The organism is Streptomyces sp. NPDC028289 (assembly GCF_055565975.1).
This window is the reverse complement of record NZ_JBVHTI010000006.1, coordinates 104,903-119,960: the sequence shown is the minus strand read 5'-3', so window position 1 is coordinate 119,960 and position 15,058 is coordinate 104,903. Positions and strand designations below refer to the sequence as shown.

Sequence of the window (15,058 nt, the reverse complement as noted above, 5' to 3'; positions counted from 1 at the left end):
GGGTATCAGTCGGGAAACAGCTGGGAGGCCAAGGACATGCGGGTGATCGTCTGGCTGGTCGAGGGCACCTGGCCCGCCTGTGTGGACGCGGCGCGCGGCTACGCGCCGGACGCGTCCGAGGTGGTGCTGCTGCATGTGGACGAACCGGGGGTGGCCGGGCTCGCGCACGGCGCCTTCGCAGGGCTACTGGGCCGGGCCGGCTCGGAACCGGACCCGGAGCGGCGGCTGGTGGAGCTCGGCGGGAGGTCGGCGGCGGAGCTGCTGGACGCGGCCGAGGCCCGGCTGGGGCGGCCGTGCACCCGGCTGGAGCGGGTCGGCCGGGTCGAGCGGGAGGTGGTGGCCGCCGCCGGCGACGCCGGGCTGCTGGTCCTGGCCCGGGACGGCGACCGGTCCCGGCTCGGGCCGCACAGCCTGGGCAAGGCGGCGCGGTTCGTCGTCGACCACGCGCCCTGCCCGGTGCTGCTGGTGTGGCCGGAGGGTGCGCCGGACCTGACGACGATGCCGCCCCCGCCGCCGCACCCCTGAGACCGCACGGACTCAGTGCCCGGGGTAGCCCCCGCCGCCATAACCGCCGCCATAACCGCCGCCGTAGCCGCCGCCATATCCGCCGCCGCCCCAGCCGCCGCCGTACTGGCCGTCCCCTGATCCGTAGCAGTACCCCGGGTACTCGGCACACGGGTCGTAGCTCGGAGTGCTCGACGGGGTCGGCTGCGCGGTCGTCCTGGACGCCGACGGGGCGGGCGTCGGCGTGGCGGGCTTCGCGGCCTTGGTGGTCGGGGTGGCGGACGCGGTCGCGGCCGGCGTCGGCGTACTGTCGGCGTCCCAGTTGACGATCTGCATCTGCAGGTCGGGCTGCGAGGTGTCCATCACCCAGCGCTGCGCGCCGGCGTTCGTCCGGTTCTTGACCACCAGCGCGCCACCGCCGTCGGTGGCGGCCGGGGCGAGGGCCAGGTCCTGGTCCCAGCGGGGCACCAGCGCGCCCTGGAGGGTGAAGTCGTAGTGGACGCTCTTGGCCTTGGTCCCGGCCGCCGCGGTACACGGGGCGAGCTGGACGGAGTAGCCGAGGTGCGAGTCGAGGCACAGGTCGGGGGCCGCGGCGTTGCGCAGCAGTCCGTCGCCCTCGTACGTCCACTGCTGACTGGCGACCGAGGAGCACCCGGCGAGCTCGGTCTCGGCGCCCTTGACGGCCTTCTTGCCGACCACGCCGATGCACAGGCCGGAGGTGATGTTGTGCAGCCGGCCGCGCAGGGTGCCCTGGGTGGTGCGGCTGGTGCCGACCCAGGACGGGCCCGAGGTGGCGGAGCCGGCCGGAGTGGCGGACGGCTTGGCGGCGGCCGAGGTGCTGCCGTCGCCCGAGCCGAGCACCGACCACAGCACCAGCGGCAGCACGACCAGGCCGCTCACCGTGCCCACGGCCACGGTGAGGTTGCGGCGGCGGACCCGGCGGGCGGCCCGCTGCTTGGCACGCCGGGAGGCGGCGGGGTGCACGACCAGGTCCTTGCCGGGGGCGGCGGGCGGCGCGAACGCCTCGCCGCCGGCGAGCCCCCCGACGGGAGTGACCTCGGACTCGGCGGGCTCCTGGGCCAGGCCGGCCCGGGACTCCATGTAGGCGCGGGCGGCCCAGCCGAGCACGGCCTCGGCGAGGGCGACGCCGAGGCCGCCGCCGTTGAACTGGTGGAGCTGGTCGGCGGTGTACCGGCAGTGCTTGCAGCCGTTCAGGTGCTGCTGGAGGTCCCGGTCGATGTCGATCCCGCCACGCCGGAAGGTCACGTCGATCATCCGGACGTAGCGCTGGCACTCGTCCTCGTGGGCGACTTCGCGGTGCACCTGGAGGCACTCCTCGCGCATCCGCTCGCGGGCCCGGCGCAGTTCGACCTGCGCGTCCTGCTCGTCCAGGCCCAGCAGTGCGGCAGGTGCCGCCAGGGGCTCCGACTCGACCTCGGTGTGCCACAGCACGGTCCGCGAGGACGGGGTGAGCCGCTGGAAGGCGCGGGAGAGCAGCCGCCGGTTCGCGGGCGGGAGCAGCCGGGCGGCGGCCCGTTCGCCCTTGCCGACGCGCAGCTGGGGGTGGAGCAGTTCGCCGCGGCCGTCGTGGTCCCATTCGGCGGCTATGCGGCGGACGGTGACGAGGAGTTGAGGGCGCCAGGCAGCGGTCGGCCCGGCCTGGCGGAGGGATTCACCGAAGAGCCGGGTGAATGCGGCGGTGGTGAGCATTCCCGCGCCGCGCGTCCCGTCGGTGCACAGACGGGCGTAGGCGAAGGCCGCTTCCCAGTGCCGGTCGAGGAGTTCACCGACGGGGTGCAGGGCGGGCGCCGTGCCCGTCCACTGTTTGAGCTCGGCGCTGAGCTGCTCGTCGGTGACGTCGAACGGCCGGGCGGGGGTAGGGGAATTCCCCAGGCCTGCGTCATTCACGGCTGCATTCCTTCCAGACGCAACGCGGGATTCGGTTCATACCGTCTGGTATGCGACCGATATGCGGCCCGGCCGACGCCGAGGCCGGATGGGCTTGTTGGGGGGTTCGGCACGCGGGGAGCGGCCTCGTGCACGCGGCGGTCGAAAATAATCGCCCGCATGCCGACACGCCACACCTTTGCACAGGCCAGCAGGGCAGAACAAGAGATCCCAGGGTTTTGCGCATTGCCCGGCGGCTGCGGTAATTTGACGAAACGTCAATGACAGTCTCGGCACATTGTCGCCGTATCGACATCGTAATTGGCGCGGGGATTCAGGGCCGACCGCCCTGGTATCGACCCCAACCATTGAACCACGCCCCGACCTGCACGATCCGCCGGGCCACCGGCGCCCGGGAACCAATAGCCGCACGCATTACAGGCGTTCACCGGACCGGTAGGCGCCGGGCGGGACACCGTATCTTTCTCGGAAAACCCGGTTGAAGTGGAACGGGCTGGGAAATCCGGACGCGGCGGCGACCCGCTCGACGGTCAGGTCGGTGCTCTCCAGCAGCCGGGCGGCGTGTCGCAGCCGGGCCTCGCGCAGTGCGCGCATGGGCGGCACGCCGGTCTGACCGGTGAAAAGGTGGGCGAACCGGGACGGCGACAGCGCGACACGCGCGGCGAGCGAGCGGACCGTGTGCGGGGCGCCCGGGTCGGCGGCGATCAGTTCCTCGGCGCGGCGCACCCGCGCGTCCTCGGCGGCCGGGCCGGGCACCGCCAGGTGCGCGCCGGCGGTGGCGAGCAGGACGACCTCCTCCAGCGCGCACAGGGCGAGTTCGCGTGCCGCGCTGCCGTGCGCGACGGCAACGGGGGCGTCGCCGGGTGCGGGGGCGGGCGGCGCGCCGGTGCCGGTCCAGCGGGAGTCGGCGAGCACGCGGTGGAAGGCCGCCTCGATCCGGGCGTGGGTACCGTCCGGGGCGCCGACGGCGTACACGCCGTCGCCGAGGGCGCGCGGAGCCAGCCACGGGGTCCAGTGGGGGCGGACCTGGCAGTGGGTCCACCAGAACCGCCAGCGGTGCGCGCCAAGCCCGACGGCGTAGCTGTGCGGGACGCCGGGGGCGAGGACGACGAGGTCGCCGGCGCGCGCGGGCGTCTCCACGGCCCCCTGCCGGAGCAGGCCGCAGCCGTCCGTCGTCCAGGTGAGCAGCCAGCTGCTCGCCCCCTCGGGGCGGTTGATCCGGTAGCCGGGTCCCTCGTCGTAGCGGCCGGTGACGACCATGCCCGGCGGCGGGGCCGGGACAGCAGTGCCGGGCAACTCCGCAGCGCTCATGGGCATCCTCTCCGCGGTGGCGTCGGCCTAGCGTGACAGGTCCAGGGCACCGGAGCGAGGAGGGCGGCCATGACAGCCACGGGCATCGACAGCACCGTAGTGCGGCAGTTCGAGGAGGACGGGTTCACCGTCGTACGGGGGTTGTTCGGGTACGACGAGATCGAGCGGCTGTGCGCGGAGTTCGAGGCGCTGCACGCGGCGGGGCGGGTCGTGCCGGGGCACTTCGAGCCGAAGCCGACGGGGGATCCGCTGCAGCGGTATCCGCGGGTGATGCAGCCTCACGAGATCAGTGCGCTCGCGCGGCGGTTCCTGCTGGACGCGCGGTTGCGGGTGGTCCTGGAGGCGCTGTTCGGGGAGGAGGTGCTGGCCGCGCAGAGCATGTTCTACTTCAAGCCACCGGGGGCCCGGGGGCAGGCGCTGCATCAGGACAACTTCTATCTGCGGGTGGAGCCGGGGACGTGTGTCGCGGCGTGGGTCGCCTGTGAGGCGATCGACCGGGAGAACGGCGGCCTCGAGGTGGTGCCCGGGACGCACCGGATGGACCTGTTCTGCCCGGAGGAGTCGGATGCGGAGCTGTCGTTCGCGCGGGAGTACGTGGCACCGCCGGAGGGGCTCGCGGCGGTGCCGGTCGATATGGGGCCGGGGGATGTGCTGTTCTTCAACGGGAGTCTGGTGCACGGGTCCCAGCCCAATCGCTCCGCCGGGCGCAGCCGACGGTCGTTCATCGGGCACTACGTGGGGCGGTCGGCGGAGCGGATCGGCGGGTACTACCGGACGTTGTCCATGGGTGGGGAACCTGTTCCTTTGCTGAAGAGCGAAGGGGGTGGACCGTGCGGGACCGAGCGGTCGTGATGCGGGTGCCGGTGAGTGGGGGTTGGTCGCACCCACGCGGCGGAGCCGCAAATTGACACAGCCCCGCGCCCCTGAAAGCAAAAAGCAGGGGCGCGCCTCAGTGGCCGGAGATGGGATGGGGGCCGTAGGGCTGCTCCAGCTCTTCCAGTTCCTTGTCGCTGAGCTCCAGTTGCACTGCCGCCACCGCGTCCTCGAGGTGGTTCGGTTTTGACGCGCCGATGATCGGGGCGGTCACCGTGTTCTGGTGGAGGAGCCAGGACAGGGCCACCTGGGCGCGTGGGATGCCCCGGTCGCCGGCGATGCGGGTGACCGCCTCGACGATGGCGCGGTCGCCCTCCTGGTAGAGGCGGTTGCCGAAGTTGTCGTTCGCGCTGCGCTCGGTGACCGTGCCCCAGTCGCGGGTGAGGCGGCCCCGGGCCAGCGGGCTCCACGGCAGCACGCCCACGCCCTGGTCGGCGCAGAGCGGCAGCATCTCGCGCTCCTCCTCGCGGTAGAGGAGGTTGTAGTGGTTCTGCATGGACACGAACTTGGTCCAGCCGCCCAGCTCGGCCGTGTACTGGGCCTTGGAGAACTCCCAGGCGTACATCGAACTCGCCCCGATGTAGCGCGCCTTGCCCGCCTTGACGACGTCGTGCAGCGCCTCCATCGTCTCCTCGACCGGCGTGGCGTGATCGTAGCGGTGGATCTGGTAGAGGTCGACGTAGTCGGTGCCGAGGCGGCTGAGGCTGTGGTCGATCTCGGTGAGGATCGCCTTGCGGGACAGCCCGCCGCCGTTGGGGCCGGGGCGCATCCGGCCGTGCACCTTGGTGGCGAGGACGATCTCGTCGCGCCGGGCGAAGTCGCGCAGCGCCTTGCCGACGATCTCCTCGCTGGTGCCGTCCGAGTAGACGTTGGCGGTGTCGAAGAAGTTGATGCCCGCCTCCAGCGCCTGCCTGATCAGCGGGCGGGTCGCCTCCTCGTCGAGGGTCCACTCGTGGGTGCCGCGGTCGGGCAGGCCGTAGGTCATGCAGCCGAGGCAGATCCGGGACACGTCCATACCGGTGCGGCCGAGCTTCACGTACTCCATCGTTGTCTCCCACCGTCGAGATCACGTCGTACAGAGGCGAGCGTACGTCGCCCGGCCGGCCGGTCTCCTGTCGTGGCGGTGGTTGTCGGCCGGTGTCAGGGCCGCTCCAGCAGGTCGAGCGCCCGTTCCCAGGCGAACTCGGGGCGCCCGCCGTCCGCTTCGGCCTCGCCGGCGTAGGGGTCGCCGAAGCGGACGCCCAGCGCGCCCAGCCGGGCCAGGCTCTCCTGGTAGGCGGGGTGTGCGGCCAGCGCGCCGGCGACGCAGGGCAGGACCGCGATCGGGACGTCGAGCCCCAGGGCCTCGCACAGGGTGCCGACGGCGAGGGTGTCGGCGAGCCCGGCGGCCCACTTGTTGACGGTGTTGAAGGTGGCGGGGGCGACGACGACGGCGTCCGGCGCGGGGAAGGGGCGCGGATCGGAGGGGCGGCGCCAGGCCGACCGGATCGGACGGCCGGTTCGCGCCTCCGCCTCCGCGGTGTCGAAGAAGCCGTTCATGGCCACGGGTGTGGCGATGACCCCGACCTCCCAGCCGCGTTCCTGGGCCGCGGTGATGAGCCTGCCGACGCCCGCGGCGATACCGGCGGCGCAGACGACCAGGTAGAGGAAGGGCTTGCGGGGCTCGTCGGTCATCCGGGAACCCTATGCGGGGGGCTACCGGAGCGGGAAGGACAGGCCCCGCTCGGACTCCGGGCGCGGACCGTGGATCCGGCGCTCGTGCTCCTCGATCCGGACGTCGTTGATGCCGGCCTCGCGCCGGGTCATGAGTCCGTGCCCGTCGAACTCCCACAGCTCGTTGCCGTACGAGCGCCACCACTGGCCGTCCGCGTCGTGGCACTCGTACTGGAAGCGGACCGCGATGCGGTCGCCGTCGAAGGCCCACAGGTCCTTGCGGAGCGCGTAGTCGAGTTCGCGGGCCCATTTCGCGGTGAGGAACTCGACGATCGCGGCGCGGCCGGTCACGAAGGTACCGCGGTTGCGCCATACCGAGTCCTCGGAGTAGGCGAGCGCCACCCGCCCGGGATCGCGGGTGTTCCAGGCGTCCTCGGCGGCCTGGACCTTCTGGACGGCGGTCTCCCGGGTGAAGGGCGGCAGGGGCGGTCGGTCGGCCATGGTCTCCTCCTGGTCGAACAGAGAACGCACGTTCTCCGGGTCGCTGCTACCGTAGGAGAACGCACGTTCTCTCGTCAAGGAGTGGCCCATGGACAGCGCGGTCGCGCGTGAGCAGGCCCTGGACGCCGCCGAACGGCTGTTCTACGGGCGCGGGGTGCAGTCCGTCGGCATGGACGACATACGCGGCGCCTCCGGCGTCTCCCTCAAACGGCTCTACCAGCTCTTCCCCGCGAAGGACCAGCTCGTGGAGGCCTATCTGGAGCGGCGGGACGTCCGCTGGCGGCAGCGGCTCGCCGAGCACGTCCGGCGGCACGAGGATCCCCGGGAGCGGTTGCTCGCGGTCTTCGACTGGCTGGAGGGGTGGTTCGGGGAGGCGGACTTCCGGGGGTGCGCCTGGATCAACGCGTACGGCGAGCTCGGCGCCACCTCGCCCCGCGTAGTGACCCAGGTGCGGGGCCACAAGCGGGCGTTCCGGGACTACCTCGCGGAGCTGGTGGCCGACGCCGGGCTGGACTCCGCGCTCACCGGGCCACTGTTCCTGCTCGCCGAGGGGGCGATGGTCACCGCGGGCGTCACCGGGAGCGCGGAGCCCGCGGCGGAGGCCCGCGCGGCGGCCTGGGTGCTGCTGCGCGCCGGGTGAGGTCGGCGCACGGCGGCACCGTACGGCGAGGACCTCCCGGAGCAGGCGGCCGGTGACGGGCCGGAGGAGGCCGTGCTGGCCGAGTCGGTGGGGCTCGCCCTGCTGGTGGTGCTGGAGACTCCCCCAGTTCTCGGCTTCGCTCGAACCGGGGGACCCCCATGCCCGGCCGAGCGGGTGGCGTTCGTGCTGCACGATTTGTCCGGAGCGCCGTTCGAGCGGATCGCGGCGATCACCGACCGCTCGCTGCCGGCCGCGAAGAAGCTCGCCAGCCGGGCCCGGCACAAGGTCCGGGGCACGCCCGCGCCGCCGGCCGCCGAGCAGGACCGGCACCGCGGGGTCGTGGAGGCGTTCCTGGCCGCCGCCCGGGGCGGTGACCTGGGCGCACCGCTCGGCCTGCTCACCCCTGACGTGGTCCGGCACGCCGACCCCGCGACCCTGCCGCCGGGCATGGCGACGGAGCTGCGGGGCGCACGGGCGGTCGCGGAGGGCACGGCGCTGCTGCGCGAACGCGCCCGGTTCGCCGTACCGGCCCTGGTGGACGGCCGGGTCGGCCTCGTCGTCGCCCCGCGCGGACGGCTGCGGTACGTCCTGCGGGTCACCGTCGAGGGCGACCGGGTGGCGGCGTACGAGGTGGTCGCCGACCCGGTGCGGCTGCGCGGGCTGGAGGTGGCGGTGCTCGACGCGCCGGCGGCTGCCTAACCCGTCGGTTCCCCGACCGTGATGGCGTGCACCGGGCAGGCTCGGGCCGCCTCCTTGACCAGCGGGTCGCCGCCGCCGTCCGCCTTGCCGGGGAGCAGGGCGCTGAAGCCGTCGTCGTCCTGGGTGAAGACGTTAGGGGCGGTCAGGGCGCACTGCCCCGCGCCGATGCAGACGTCCCTGTCGATCTCGATGTGCATGGCAGGAGCCTCTTACCAGGTCACGGGGAGTTCCAGCATCCCCTGGATCGTGTCGCCGGGTTTGAAGGGAATCTCCTCCGGCGGTGCGGCGAGCCGCAGGTCCGGGAGCCGCTCCCACAGGGTGCGCAGGGCGATCTCCAGCTCGGTGCGGGCCAGGTTCTGGCCCAGGCACTGGTGGATGCCGAAGCCGAAGGCCACGTGGTGGCGGGCCGGGCGGTGCCAGTCGAGGGTGTCGGGGTCGTCGTACACGGACTCGTCGCGGTTGATGACCGAGGTCGCGAAGAGGACCCCGTCGCCCTTGCGGATGGTGGTGCCGTCCAGCTCGATGTCCTCCAGGGCGACGCGCAGCAGCCCGTCGGCGATGGACAGCATCCGCATCAGTTCCTCGACGGCGGCCGGCACCAGCGCGGGGTCTGCGCGCAGCTCGGCGAGCCGCTCGGGCTGCTGGAGCAGGGTGAAGGTGCCGAGCGAGATCATGTTGGCGGTGGTCTCGTGCCCGGCGACCAGCAGGATGAGCGCGAGCGAGACGACCTCCTGGCGGTCCAGGGCGCCCTCGCGCAGCCGCTCGTGGACGAGGTCGTCGAGGACGCCTTCGCCGGGCACCTCGTCCCGGCTCTTGCGGTCGGCCAGGTCGCCCAGGTAGGCCTCCAGTTTTTCGCGCGCGTCCAGGGAGTCGGCGGGCGCCGGACCGCGCAGCAGCCGCCGGGACTGTGCCTCGAAGAACTCGTGGTCGGCGTAGGGCACACCGAGCAGGTCGCAGATGACCATGGACGGCACGGGCAGCGCGAAGGAGCTCACCAGGTCGGCGGGCGGTCCCGCGGCGATCATCCGGTCGAGCAGCTCGTCGACGATCCGCTGGATGGCGGGCCGCATCCCGGTCGCGCGTTTGAGGGTGAAGTCCGGGATCAGCATGCGGCGCTGGGTCTGGTGCTCGGGATCGTCGAGTCCGAGCAGGGCGACCTGGCGGCGCTCCCGGGCCACCGCGAACCGGGCGTTCGGCATCGGGAAGTCCTCGCGCCGGCGGTCGCTGGAGAGCCGGGGGTCGGAGAGCAGCGCCCGGGCCGCGCCGTGGCCGGTGACCGCCCAGGCGGTGCGGCCGTCGTAGAGACGGATACGGGACAGCGGGGTTCCGTCCCGCAGCGGGTCGTAGCCGGTGGGCGGGTGGTAGGGGCACGTGCGGTCCTGCGGCCAGGCCACGGGTTCGGCCCGGCCGGTGGGAGGGATGGGTTCCGTCAGGTCCGTAAGTTCGTTCATGGAAGACCTCGCAGACGAGTGTCGTACGTCGTGCCGATCTTCATTAGATGCTCGGGGCACCTATGGGGCGACCGGAAGTTCAGCCAGATCGCTGCACCCGGTGATCTGGCCGAACCACGTTCGGTCGGGGGACGGTTCCGCGCCGAAATTCGCTTGCCGGTGCGGCGACGTGGGCCCCAGGATCTGCGCATGAACTCTCCTGACGCCATCGTGCCGCTGACCACCGCGACCGTCCGTCGGGTGCGGGTCCAGCAGCAGCCGGGGCGTCCCTGGAGGCCCGAGCCCGCACGCGCGTGACGGCCGCGCTCGTCGCCGGCCTGCTCGCCGGGTACGGGATCGCCGTCCCGGTCGGCGCGGTCGGCACATATCTAGTCTCCCTCACGGCTCGCACGTCACTGCGGACCGGCGCCTGCGCCGCGCTGGGCGTGGCGAGCGCCGACGGCCTGTACGCCCTGCTCGCCGCGATCGGCGGCTCCGCGCTGGCGGCGGCGCTGCTGCCGGTGCTGGCGCCGCTGCGGTGGGCCTCGGCCCTGGTGCTGGTGGCGCTCGCCGTGCGCGGTGCGGCGGTCGCGCTGCGCCAGTACCGGGAGCGGCGGCTCGCGACCCGGGCGGAGCGGCCGGTACCCGGCCCCGGCCGGGCGTATCTCGGCCTCCTCGGGATCACGCTGCTCAACCCCACGACGGTGATCTACTTCGCCGCCCTGGTGGTCGGCACGCGTTCCGCCGAGGCGGTACGACCGCTGGAGCAGGGTGTCTTCGTCCTCGCGGCCTTCGCCGCGTCCGCGAGCTGGCAGCTCCTGCTGGCGGGCGGCGGGGCGCTCCTCGGGCGCGGCCTGACCGGCCACCGGGGCCGCCTGGTCACGGCGCTGCTGTCGAGCTGCGTGATGCTGGGGCTGGCGGCCCGGATGGTGCTGTGACCGGGCCGGCGTCCGGTGCGTCCGGGACGCGGGCGGGATCCCGGGGACGGGACCGGTGTCGTACGGATGATCCGGGGCACTTCGCGTGTTGAATCGTGACGTCAGTCTTGGAATCGACGAGGGGACGGACCTCATGCCTCTTGAGGGCGAGTACGAGCCCAGCCCGACCGCCTGGGTGCGCGAGCAGGTCGAGTTGTACGAGAGCTCGGGCGGGAAGGAGGGCACGACCCTGATGGACACGGGGATGCCCGTCATCCTGCTCACCACCCTGGGTGCGAAGAGCGGGAAGATCCGCAAGACGCCGCTGATGCGGGTGGAGCACGACGGCGCGTACGCCGTGGTCGCCTCGCAGGGCGGGGCGCCCAAGCATCCGGTCTGGTACTTCAACATCAAGTCACACCCGGTCGTCGAGCTCCAGGACGGGCCGGTCAAGCAGGACATGACCGCTCGTGAGGTCACCGGCGCGGAGAAAGCCGCGTGGTGGGAGCGGGCCGTGGCGGCGTACCCGCCGTACGCCGACTACCAGGAGAAGACGAGCCGGGAGATCCCGGTGTTCGTGCTGGAACCGAAGTAGTCGAAACCGGAGTAGTCGGAACCGGAGTGGCCGGATCCGAAGCAGCAGGAACCGGATCAGGGGAATTGACGGTTCCGGGAATTCATTCCGGCCGGGGACCGTCGGAATTTAGAAAAATCTGTTTCCGGAAGGCATGAACCGGCTTCGGGCCGGGCAGCCGAACATCAGGCCCCGCCGCGTTCCCCCGTCGCGGCGGGGCTTTCACGTGCCTCCTGCGCGGAGCGGTCGGTGACGTCCAGGAAGACCTGGTCGGTCTGGTGGAACGTCTCGGTGAGCGCCCCCTTGATGCGCACCAGGACCTCCTCCACCTCCTCGCTGTCGAGGCCGGGCACCAGGTCGACCCTGGCCGCGACCAGGGTCGATTCGAGGCCCATCTGCATCGTGAAGAGCGCCTCCACACTGTCGATCTCGGACTCCGCCTCCAGTTGCTCGCGGATCCTGCCGCTGAGCTCCGGATCCGCGGCCTCCCCGATCAGCTGGTCACGGGCGTCGGCGCCCAGCCGGTAGGCGACGAACACCAGCAGGGCGCCGATCGCCAGCGAGGCCGACGCCTCCCAGGCGACCTGGCCGGTCACCATGTGCAGGACCATGCCGACGATCGCGAGGCAGACGCCGAGCACCGCGGTGCCGTCCTCGGCGATCACCGTACGCAGCGCCGGGTCGCGCAGCCCCCGGTCCTCCCCGCGGGCCTGGTGCAGCGCCCGGATCAGGGACGCGCCCTCGGCGAGCAGGGCGATGCCCAGCACGACCAGTCCGGCCACGTAGCCGCTGAGCTGCTCGTCCGCGCCGTCGCGCAGTGCCTCGATCCCCTGGAAGAAGGAGAAGCAGCCGCCCATGACGAAGATCCCGACGGCCGCGAGCAGCGCCCAGAAGAAGCGCTCCTTGCCGTAGCCGAAGGGGTGCCGGGCGTCGGGCGGGCGGCGGCTGCGGCGCAGGGCGGCCAGCAGGAAGACCTCGTTCAGGCTGTCGGCGACGGAGTGCGCGGCCTCCGACAGCAACGCCGGCGAGCCGGCCACGACTCCGCCGACGGCCTTGGCGACCGCGATCACCAGATTGGCGGCGAGCGCCACGAACACGGTCACGCGGGTCCGGCGGTCGGCCTTCGGCTGCCCCGAACCCTCCTGCTCCGAACCCTCCTGCTCCGAGCGCTCTTCCTCCGGCTGTTTCTGCTCCGACCGTTTCCGTTTCAGATACTTCTGTTTCCGGTCCGACTGCTTCTGTTTGGGATGCTTCTGCCTCGGCTGCTGCTGAATAGGTGTCCTGCTCACGCCCGCCGACTGCCCCGACGCGCACTGATCACTCCGTGCGAGAGGCGGAAATAGGGGAACGCATCCCCTCAGGGCTCCCGATCGACCGTAGGGCGGCCCCCGGGCAAGGAGGACGCATGAGCGGCGGCGACGGCAACAGCGCGCTGGGACACAAGGCATTCAACCGGTCCCCCAGCCACTTCACGGACCGGATCACCGCGGACGGGCGGGACGGCTGGCCGGTGGCGGCCGGACGCTACCGGCTGGTGGTCAGCCGGGCCTGCCCGTGGGCGAGCCGGGCGGTGGTCTCCCGACGGCTGCTCGGTCTGGAGGACGCCCTGTCGCTCGCCGTCACCGACCCGATCCAGGACGACCGCAGCTGGCGTTTCACCCTCGACCCCGGCGGCCATGACCCGGTGCTCGGCATCCGGTACCTCAGCGAGGCGTACGACCGCCGGGAGACCGGCTACCCGGGCGGGGTGAGCGTGCCCGCCGTCGTGGACGTGCCGAGCGGGAAGCTGGTCACCAACGACTACCAGCGGCTGACCCTGGACCTGGCCACCGAATGGACGGCACTGCACCGGGACGGAGCGCCGGACCTGTACCCGGAACGGCACCGGGACGAGATCGACGCGGTGATGGCGGGGGTGTACGAGGACGTCAACAACGGGGTCTACCGGGCGGGTTTCGCGCACGAGCAGAAGAAGTACGAGGAGGCGTGCGCCGGAGTGTTCCGGCGGCTGGAACTGCTCGGCGAGCGGCTGGCCGGGCAGCGCTACCTGGTCGGGGACACGATCACGGAGGCCGACATCCGGCTGTTCACGACGCTGGTGCGGTTCGACGCCGTCTACCACGGCCACTTCAAGTGCAACCGCTTCAAGCTCGCTGAGCACTCGGTGCTGTGGTCGTACGCCAGGGACCTCTACCAGACGCCGGGATTCGGTGACACCGTCGACTTCGACCACATCAAGCGGCACTACTACCAGGTCCACTCCGGGATCAACCCGACCCGTATCGTGCCCCTCGGCCCGGATCTCGCCGGGTGGCTGACGCCCCATCACCGGGAGGAGCTCGGCGGCCGGCCCTTCGGGGACGGGACGCCGCCCGGCCCGGTGCGGGCGGCCGAGGAGGTCGCGGTCACGGGGCGGCCCTGAGAAGGCGGAGGCAGGCATGGCCAAGAGCAGGAAGAAGCTGAAGCTCCCCCTCGTCTACGCGCCCGTCGGTTTCGTGCTGAGCTGGGCCGGCGGGGCGCTGGGCGCACTGGCCTTCCGCCGCACCTGGAAGGCGCTGCGGGGCGAGGAGGACGCGCCGGACGCCCTGGACCGGGACCGCGGCTGGGGCGAGGTGCTGCTGGCCGCGGCGGTCCAGGGCGCGGTCTTCGCGGTGGTGCGCAGCGCCGTGGACCGGACCGGCGCGACGGCGATAGAGCGCTCCACCGGGGTGTGGCCGACGGCCGGCAAGGGCGGCCGGGACTGAGTGTCTCAGCCCTGCTTGGGTGCCGAGGGCGGCACCAGGCGCAGGGTGAAGGAGTGTCCGGCCGGGTCGGCGTACCCACGTTCCTCGTAGGGCCCGGCCGGGTCCTTCGTCTCGATCGGCCGTCCGCCGAGGCCGACCAACCGGCGCTCGGCCTCGTCGAGGTCCTCGACCAGGAAGTCGAGATGGGCCTGGAGCGAGTTCTCGGGCCGCGGCCAGCTCGGCGGGGTGGCGTTGACGTCGCGCCGGAAGGCGATCCGAAAGCCGCCGGTGGCCCGGATCTCGACCAGGTTGGCCGAGGCCTCGCCCTCCTCGCCGTCCAGGAACTCCCGGTAGAACTGGGCTAGTTTCTCGGGTTCTGCGCAGTCGAGCACCACGACGGCCGCGGTCACCAGTGCCATGCTTCCTCCCTCGGCAGGTTCTCCCGGCACACGTCTGTCCCCGATCAGCGGATTCAGTCGCCCACCAGCCGCTTACCGGCACCCAGTCGGGCCAGCCGCGCCTCGGCCGCGGTCAGCAGCAGGTCGAGGGCGGCCGGATAGGAACTGCCGCGCATCGAGGCCACGAGGTGGCCGGCGGTGGCCGCGATGTTCGGGTGGCTGGTGGCGGGCAGCCGGGCGTAGGTCGCCCGCCACACGTCCGCCTCGGCCTCCCGGGCAGGCCTCGGCAGTGCGGTGTTGGCGGAGTCGAGGGCGCCGTACGCGAGGGCCTGGTCGACGAAGGCGTGGTAGACGCGGACCGCCTCGGCATCCGGGAAACCGGCGTCGCGGAGTATCCCGAGGATGGTCTCGACGGCCTGGATCTCGTACGTCCGTCCCGTCACCCGGTGGGCGCTGAGCACCGCCGCCCGGGGATGGGCGAGGGCGCCGGCGTGCATCCGCAGGCCGAGGTCGCGCAGGTCGGCGCGCCAGTCGCCGGTGGGCCGCCAGACGCGCAGGGTACGGCCGATCAGCTCGTCGGCGATGGCGAGCATCAGGTCGTCGGTGTGCCGGAAGTAGCGGTAGAGGGAGCTGGGGTCGGCGCCCAGGGCGCGGCCGAGGCGGCGCACGGAGAGGGCGTCGGCGCCGTGCTCCTCGATCAGCCGCAGCGCGGTCTCCACGATCAGGGCCTCGGAGAGGACCACGCCCTGTTTGGTGGGGCGCCGTCGCTGCCGGGCGGCGGCCGGGACGACACGTTCGCTCAACGGACCTCCTCATGACGTGTGGGCACCTTATGACAACACTGTTGACCTGTGAAGGGCGCCGGCAGTTTCATGTCCCGTCACCGGGGCCGACCCGTCCGGCCCCCAGGTGCGAGCGGAGTGTGCC

Annotated in this window: 18 protein-coding genes; 8 read left to right on the top strand and 10 right to left on the bottom strand. The window is 72.4% G+C overall.

Annotated features, from left to right (window positions below):
* Positions 1–36 precede the first annotated feature (36 nt).
* A complete protein-coding gene (locus ACZ4UV_RS29820) occupies positions 37–525 on the top strand; it encodes a universal stress protein (RefSeq protein WP_390036164.1) in 489 nt (162 codons plus the stop codon).
* Positions 526–537: 12 nt separating this feature from the next.
* Here the strand turns inward: ACZ4UV_RS29820 and ACZ4UV_RS29815 are convergent, their stop codons facing one another.
* Both ACZ4UV_RS29815 and ACZ4UV_RS29810 read right to left on the bottom strand, forming a co-directional pair.
* Positions 538–2,412 carry an RICIN domain-containing protein gene (locus ACZ4UV_RS29815; protein WP_467842003.1) on the bottom strand — a complete coding sequence of 625 codons (1,875 nt, stop codon included), beginning with the start codon at positions 2,410–2,412 and terminating at the stop codon, positions 538–540.
* Positions 2,413–2,826: 414 nt separating this feature from the next.
* A complete protein-coding gene (locus ACZ4UV_RS29810; protein WP_467842000.1) occupies positions 2,827–3,723 on the bottom strand; it encodes a helix-turn-helix domain-containing protein in 897 nt (298 codons plus the stop codon).
* Between the two features lie 69 nt (positions 3,724–3,792).
* On the opposite strand from ACZ4UV_RS29810, the gene ACZ4UV_RS29805 reads away from it, so the two are divergent.
* On the top strand, positions 3,793–4,575 hold the full coding sequence (locus ACZ4UV_RS29805; RefSeq protein WP_390036168.1) for a phytanoyl-CoA dioxygenase family protein: 783 nt from the start codon (positions 3,793–3,795) through the stop codon (positions 4,573–4,575).
* Positions 4,576–4,672: 97 nt separating this feature from the next.
* Here the strand turns inward: ACZ4UV_RS29805 and ACZ4UV_RS29800 are convergent, their stop codons facing one another.
* The 3 genes from ACZ4UV_RS29800 to ACZ4UV_RS29790 form a co-directional block, all read right to left on the bottom strand.
* Positions 4,673–5,641: an aldo/keto reductase gene (locus ACZ4UV_RS29800; protein WP_451018664.1), complete on the bottom strand. Its 969-nt coding sequence runs from the start codon at positions 5,639–5,641 to the stop codon at positions 4,673–4,675.
* Positions 5,642–5,736: 95 nt separating this feature from the next.
* Positions 5,737–6,270, bottom strand: a complete 534-nt coding sequence (locus tag ACZ4UV_RS29795; RefSeq protein ID WP_451018665.1) for a flavoprotein — start codon at positions 6,268–6,270, stop codon at positions 5,737–5,739.
* A 21-nt stretch (positions 6,271–6,291) separates the two neighbouring features.
* A complete protein-coding gene (locus ACZ4UV_RS29790; protein ID WP_451018666.1) occupies positions 6,292–6,750 on the bottom strand; it encodes a nuclear transport factor 2 family protein in 459 nt (152 codons plus the stop codon).
* 88 nt (positions 6,751–6,838) lie between these two features.
* Here ACZ4UV_RS29790 and ACZ4UV_RS29785 point away from each other — a divergent pair, with 88 nt between their 5' ends.
* Positions 6,839–7,390, top strand: coding sequence for a TetR/AcrR family transcriptional regulator (locus ACZ4UV_RS29785; protein ID WP_451018667.1), 552 nt, complete (start codon positions 6,839–6,841; stop codon positions 7,388–7,390).
* A 72-nt stretch (positions 7,391–7,462) separates the two neighbouring features.
* Complete coding sequence (locus ACZ4UV_RS29780; protein WP_467841994.1) at positions 7,463–8,089, top strand: sigma factor-like helix-turn-helix DNA-binding protein; 627 nt, start codon at positions 7,463–7,465, stop codon at positions 8,087–8,089.
* On the opposite strand, the gene ACZ4UV_RS29775 is transcribed toward ACZ4UV_RS29780, so the two are convergent.
* Both ACZ4UV_RS29775 and ACZ4UV_RS29770 read right to left on the bottom strand, forming a co-directional pair.
* The gene (locus tag ACZ4UV_RS29775; protein WP_293991516.1) at positions 8,086–8,286 is read right to left on the bottom strand and encodes a ferredoxin; all 201 of its coding nucleotides are present in this window, start codon (positions 8,284–8,286) and stop codon (positions 8,086–8,088) included. The genes ACZ4UV_RS29780 and ACZ4UV_RS29775 overlap by 4 nt on opposite strands.
* Positions 8,287–8,298: 12 nt before the next feature.
* Positions 8,299–9,540 carry a cytochrome P450 gene (locus tag ACZ4UV_RS29770; protein WP_390036182.1) on the bottom strand — a complete coding sequence of 414 codons (1,242 nt, stop codon included), beginning with the start codon at positions 9,538–9,540 and terminating at the stop codon, positions 8,299–8,301.
* A 293-nt stretch (positions 9,541–9,833) separates the two neighbouring features.
* Between ACZ4UV_RS29770 and ACZ4UV_RS29765 the strand changes: the two genes are divergently transcribed.
* Both ACZ4UV_RS29765 and ACZ4UV_RS29760 read left to right on the top strand, forming a co-directional pair.
* Complete coding sequence (locus tag ACZ4UV_RS29765; RefSeq protein WP_390036184.1) at positions 9,834–10,457, top strand: LysE family transporter; 624 nt, start codon at positions 9,834–9,836, stop codon at positions 10,455–10,457.
* A gap of 133 nt (positions 10,458–10,590) precedes the next feature.
* Entirely contained in the window at positions 10,591–11,031 is a 441-nt protein-coding gene (locus tag ACZ4UV_RS29760; protein ID WP_390036186.1) for a nitroreductase family deazaflavin-dependent oxidoreductase, read from the top strand.
* A gap of 164 nt (positions 11,032–11,195) precedes the next feature.
* On the opposite strand, the gene ACZ4UV_RS29755 is transcribed toward ACZ4UV_RS29760, so the two are convergent.
* The gene (locus tag ACZ4UV_RS29755) at positions 11,196–12,113 is read right to left on the bottom strand and encodes a cation diffusion facilitator family transporter (protein ID WP_390036188.1); all 918 of its coding nucleotides are present in this window, start codon (positions 12,111–12,113) and stop codon (positions 11,196–11,198) included.
* A gap of 302 nt (positions 12,114–12,415) precedes the next feature.
* Between ACZ4UV_RS29755 and ACZ4UV_RS29750 the strand changes: the two genes are divergently transcribed.
* Together ACZ4UV_RS29750 and ACZ4UV_RS29745 are read left to right on the top strand one after the other, a co-directional pair.
* Positions 12,416–13,432 (top strand): glutathione S-transferase family protein, encoded by a 1,017-nt coding sequence (locus ACZ4UV_RS29750; protein ID WP_467841988.1) that lies wholly within the window; start codon positions 12,416–12,418, stop codon positions 13,430–13,432.
* A 16-nt stretch (positions 13,433–13,448) separates the two neighbouring features.
* Positions 13,449–13,754 carry a DUF4235 domain-containing protein gene (locus ACZ4UV_RS29745; protein ID WP_351486562.1) on the top strand — a complete coding sequence of 102 codons (306 nt, stop codon included), beginning with the start codon at positions 13,449–13,451 and terminating at the stop codon, positions 13,752–13,754.
* A 5-nt stretch (positions 13,755–13,759) separates the two neighbouring features.
* Here ACZ4UV_RS29745 and ACZ4UV_RS29740 read toward each other — a convergent pair whose 3' ends face one another.
* A complete protein-coding gene (locus ACZ4UV_RS29740) occupies positions 13,760–14,152 on the bottom strand; it encodes a VOC family protein (protein ID WP_451018672.1) in 393 nt (130 codons plus the stop codon).
* 53 nt (positions 14,153–14,205) lie between these two features.
* Entirely contained in the window at positions 14,206–14,934 is a 729-nt protein-coding gene (locus tag ACZ4UV_RS29735) for a TetR/AcrR family transcriptional regulator (protein ID WP_451018673.1), read from the bottom strand.
* Positions 14,935–15,058: the final 124 nt, after the last annotated feature.

Bases quoted from the DNA above. Each gene is read 5' to 3' on its own strand.
- ACZ4UV_RS29820 (WP_390036164.1), top strand. From the start codon at position 37: ATGCGGGTGATCGTCTGGCTGGTCGAGGGCACCTGGCCCGCCTGTGTG.
- ACZ4UV_RS29810 (WP_467842000.1), bottom strand. From the start codon at position 3,723: ATGAGCGCTGCGGAGTTGCCCGGCACTGCTGTCCCGGCCCCGCCGCCG.
- ACZ4UV_RS29805 (WP_390036168.1), top strand. From the start codon at position 3,793: ATGACAGCCACGGGCATCGACAGCACCGTAGTGCGGCAGTTCGAGGAG.
- ACZ4UV_RS29800 (WP_451018664.1), bottom strand. From the start codon at position 5,641: ATGGAGTACGTGAAGCTCGGCCGCACCGGTATGGACGTGTCCCGGATC.
- ACZ4UV_RS29795 (WP_451018665.1), bottom strand. From the start codon at position 6,270: ATGACCGACGAGCCCCGCAAGCCCTTCCTCTACCTGGTCGTCTGCGCC.
- ACZ4UV_RS29790 (WP_451018666.1), bottom strand. From the start codon at position 6,750: ATGGCCGACCGACCGCCCCTGCCGCCCTTCACCCGGGAGACCGCCGTC.
- ACZ4UV_RS29785 (WP_451018667.1), top strand. From the start codon at position 6,839: ATGGACAGCGCGGTCGCGCGTGAGCAGGCCCTGGACGCCGCCGAACGG.
- ACZ4UV_RS29775 (WP_293991516.1), bottom strand. From the start codon at position 8,286: ATGCACATCGAGATCGACAGGGACGTCTGCATCGGCGCGGGGCAGTGC.
- ACZ4UV_RS29770 (WP_390036182.1), bottom strand. From the start codon at position 9,540: ATGAACGAACTTACGGACCTGACGGAACCCATCCCTCCCACCGGCCGG.
- ACZ4UV_RS29760 (WP_390036186.1), top strand. From the start codon at position 10,591: ATGCCTCTTGAGGGCGAGTACGAGCCCAGCCCGACCGCCTGGGTGCGC.
- ACZ4UV_RS29750 (WP_467841988.1), top strand. From the start codon at position 12,416: ATGAGCGGCGGCGACGGCAACAGCGCGCTGGGACACAAGGCATTCAAC.
- ACZ4UV_RS29745 (WP_351486562.1), top strand. From the start codon at position 13,449: ATGGCCAAGAGCAGGAAGAAGCTGAAGCTCCCCCTCGTCTACGCGCCC.
- ACZ4UV_RS29740 (WP_451018672.1), bottom strand. From the start codon at position 14,152: ATGGCACTGGTGACCGCGGCCGTCGTGGTGCTCGACTGCGCAGAACCC.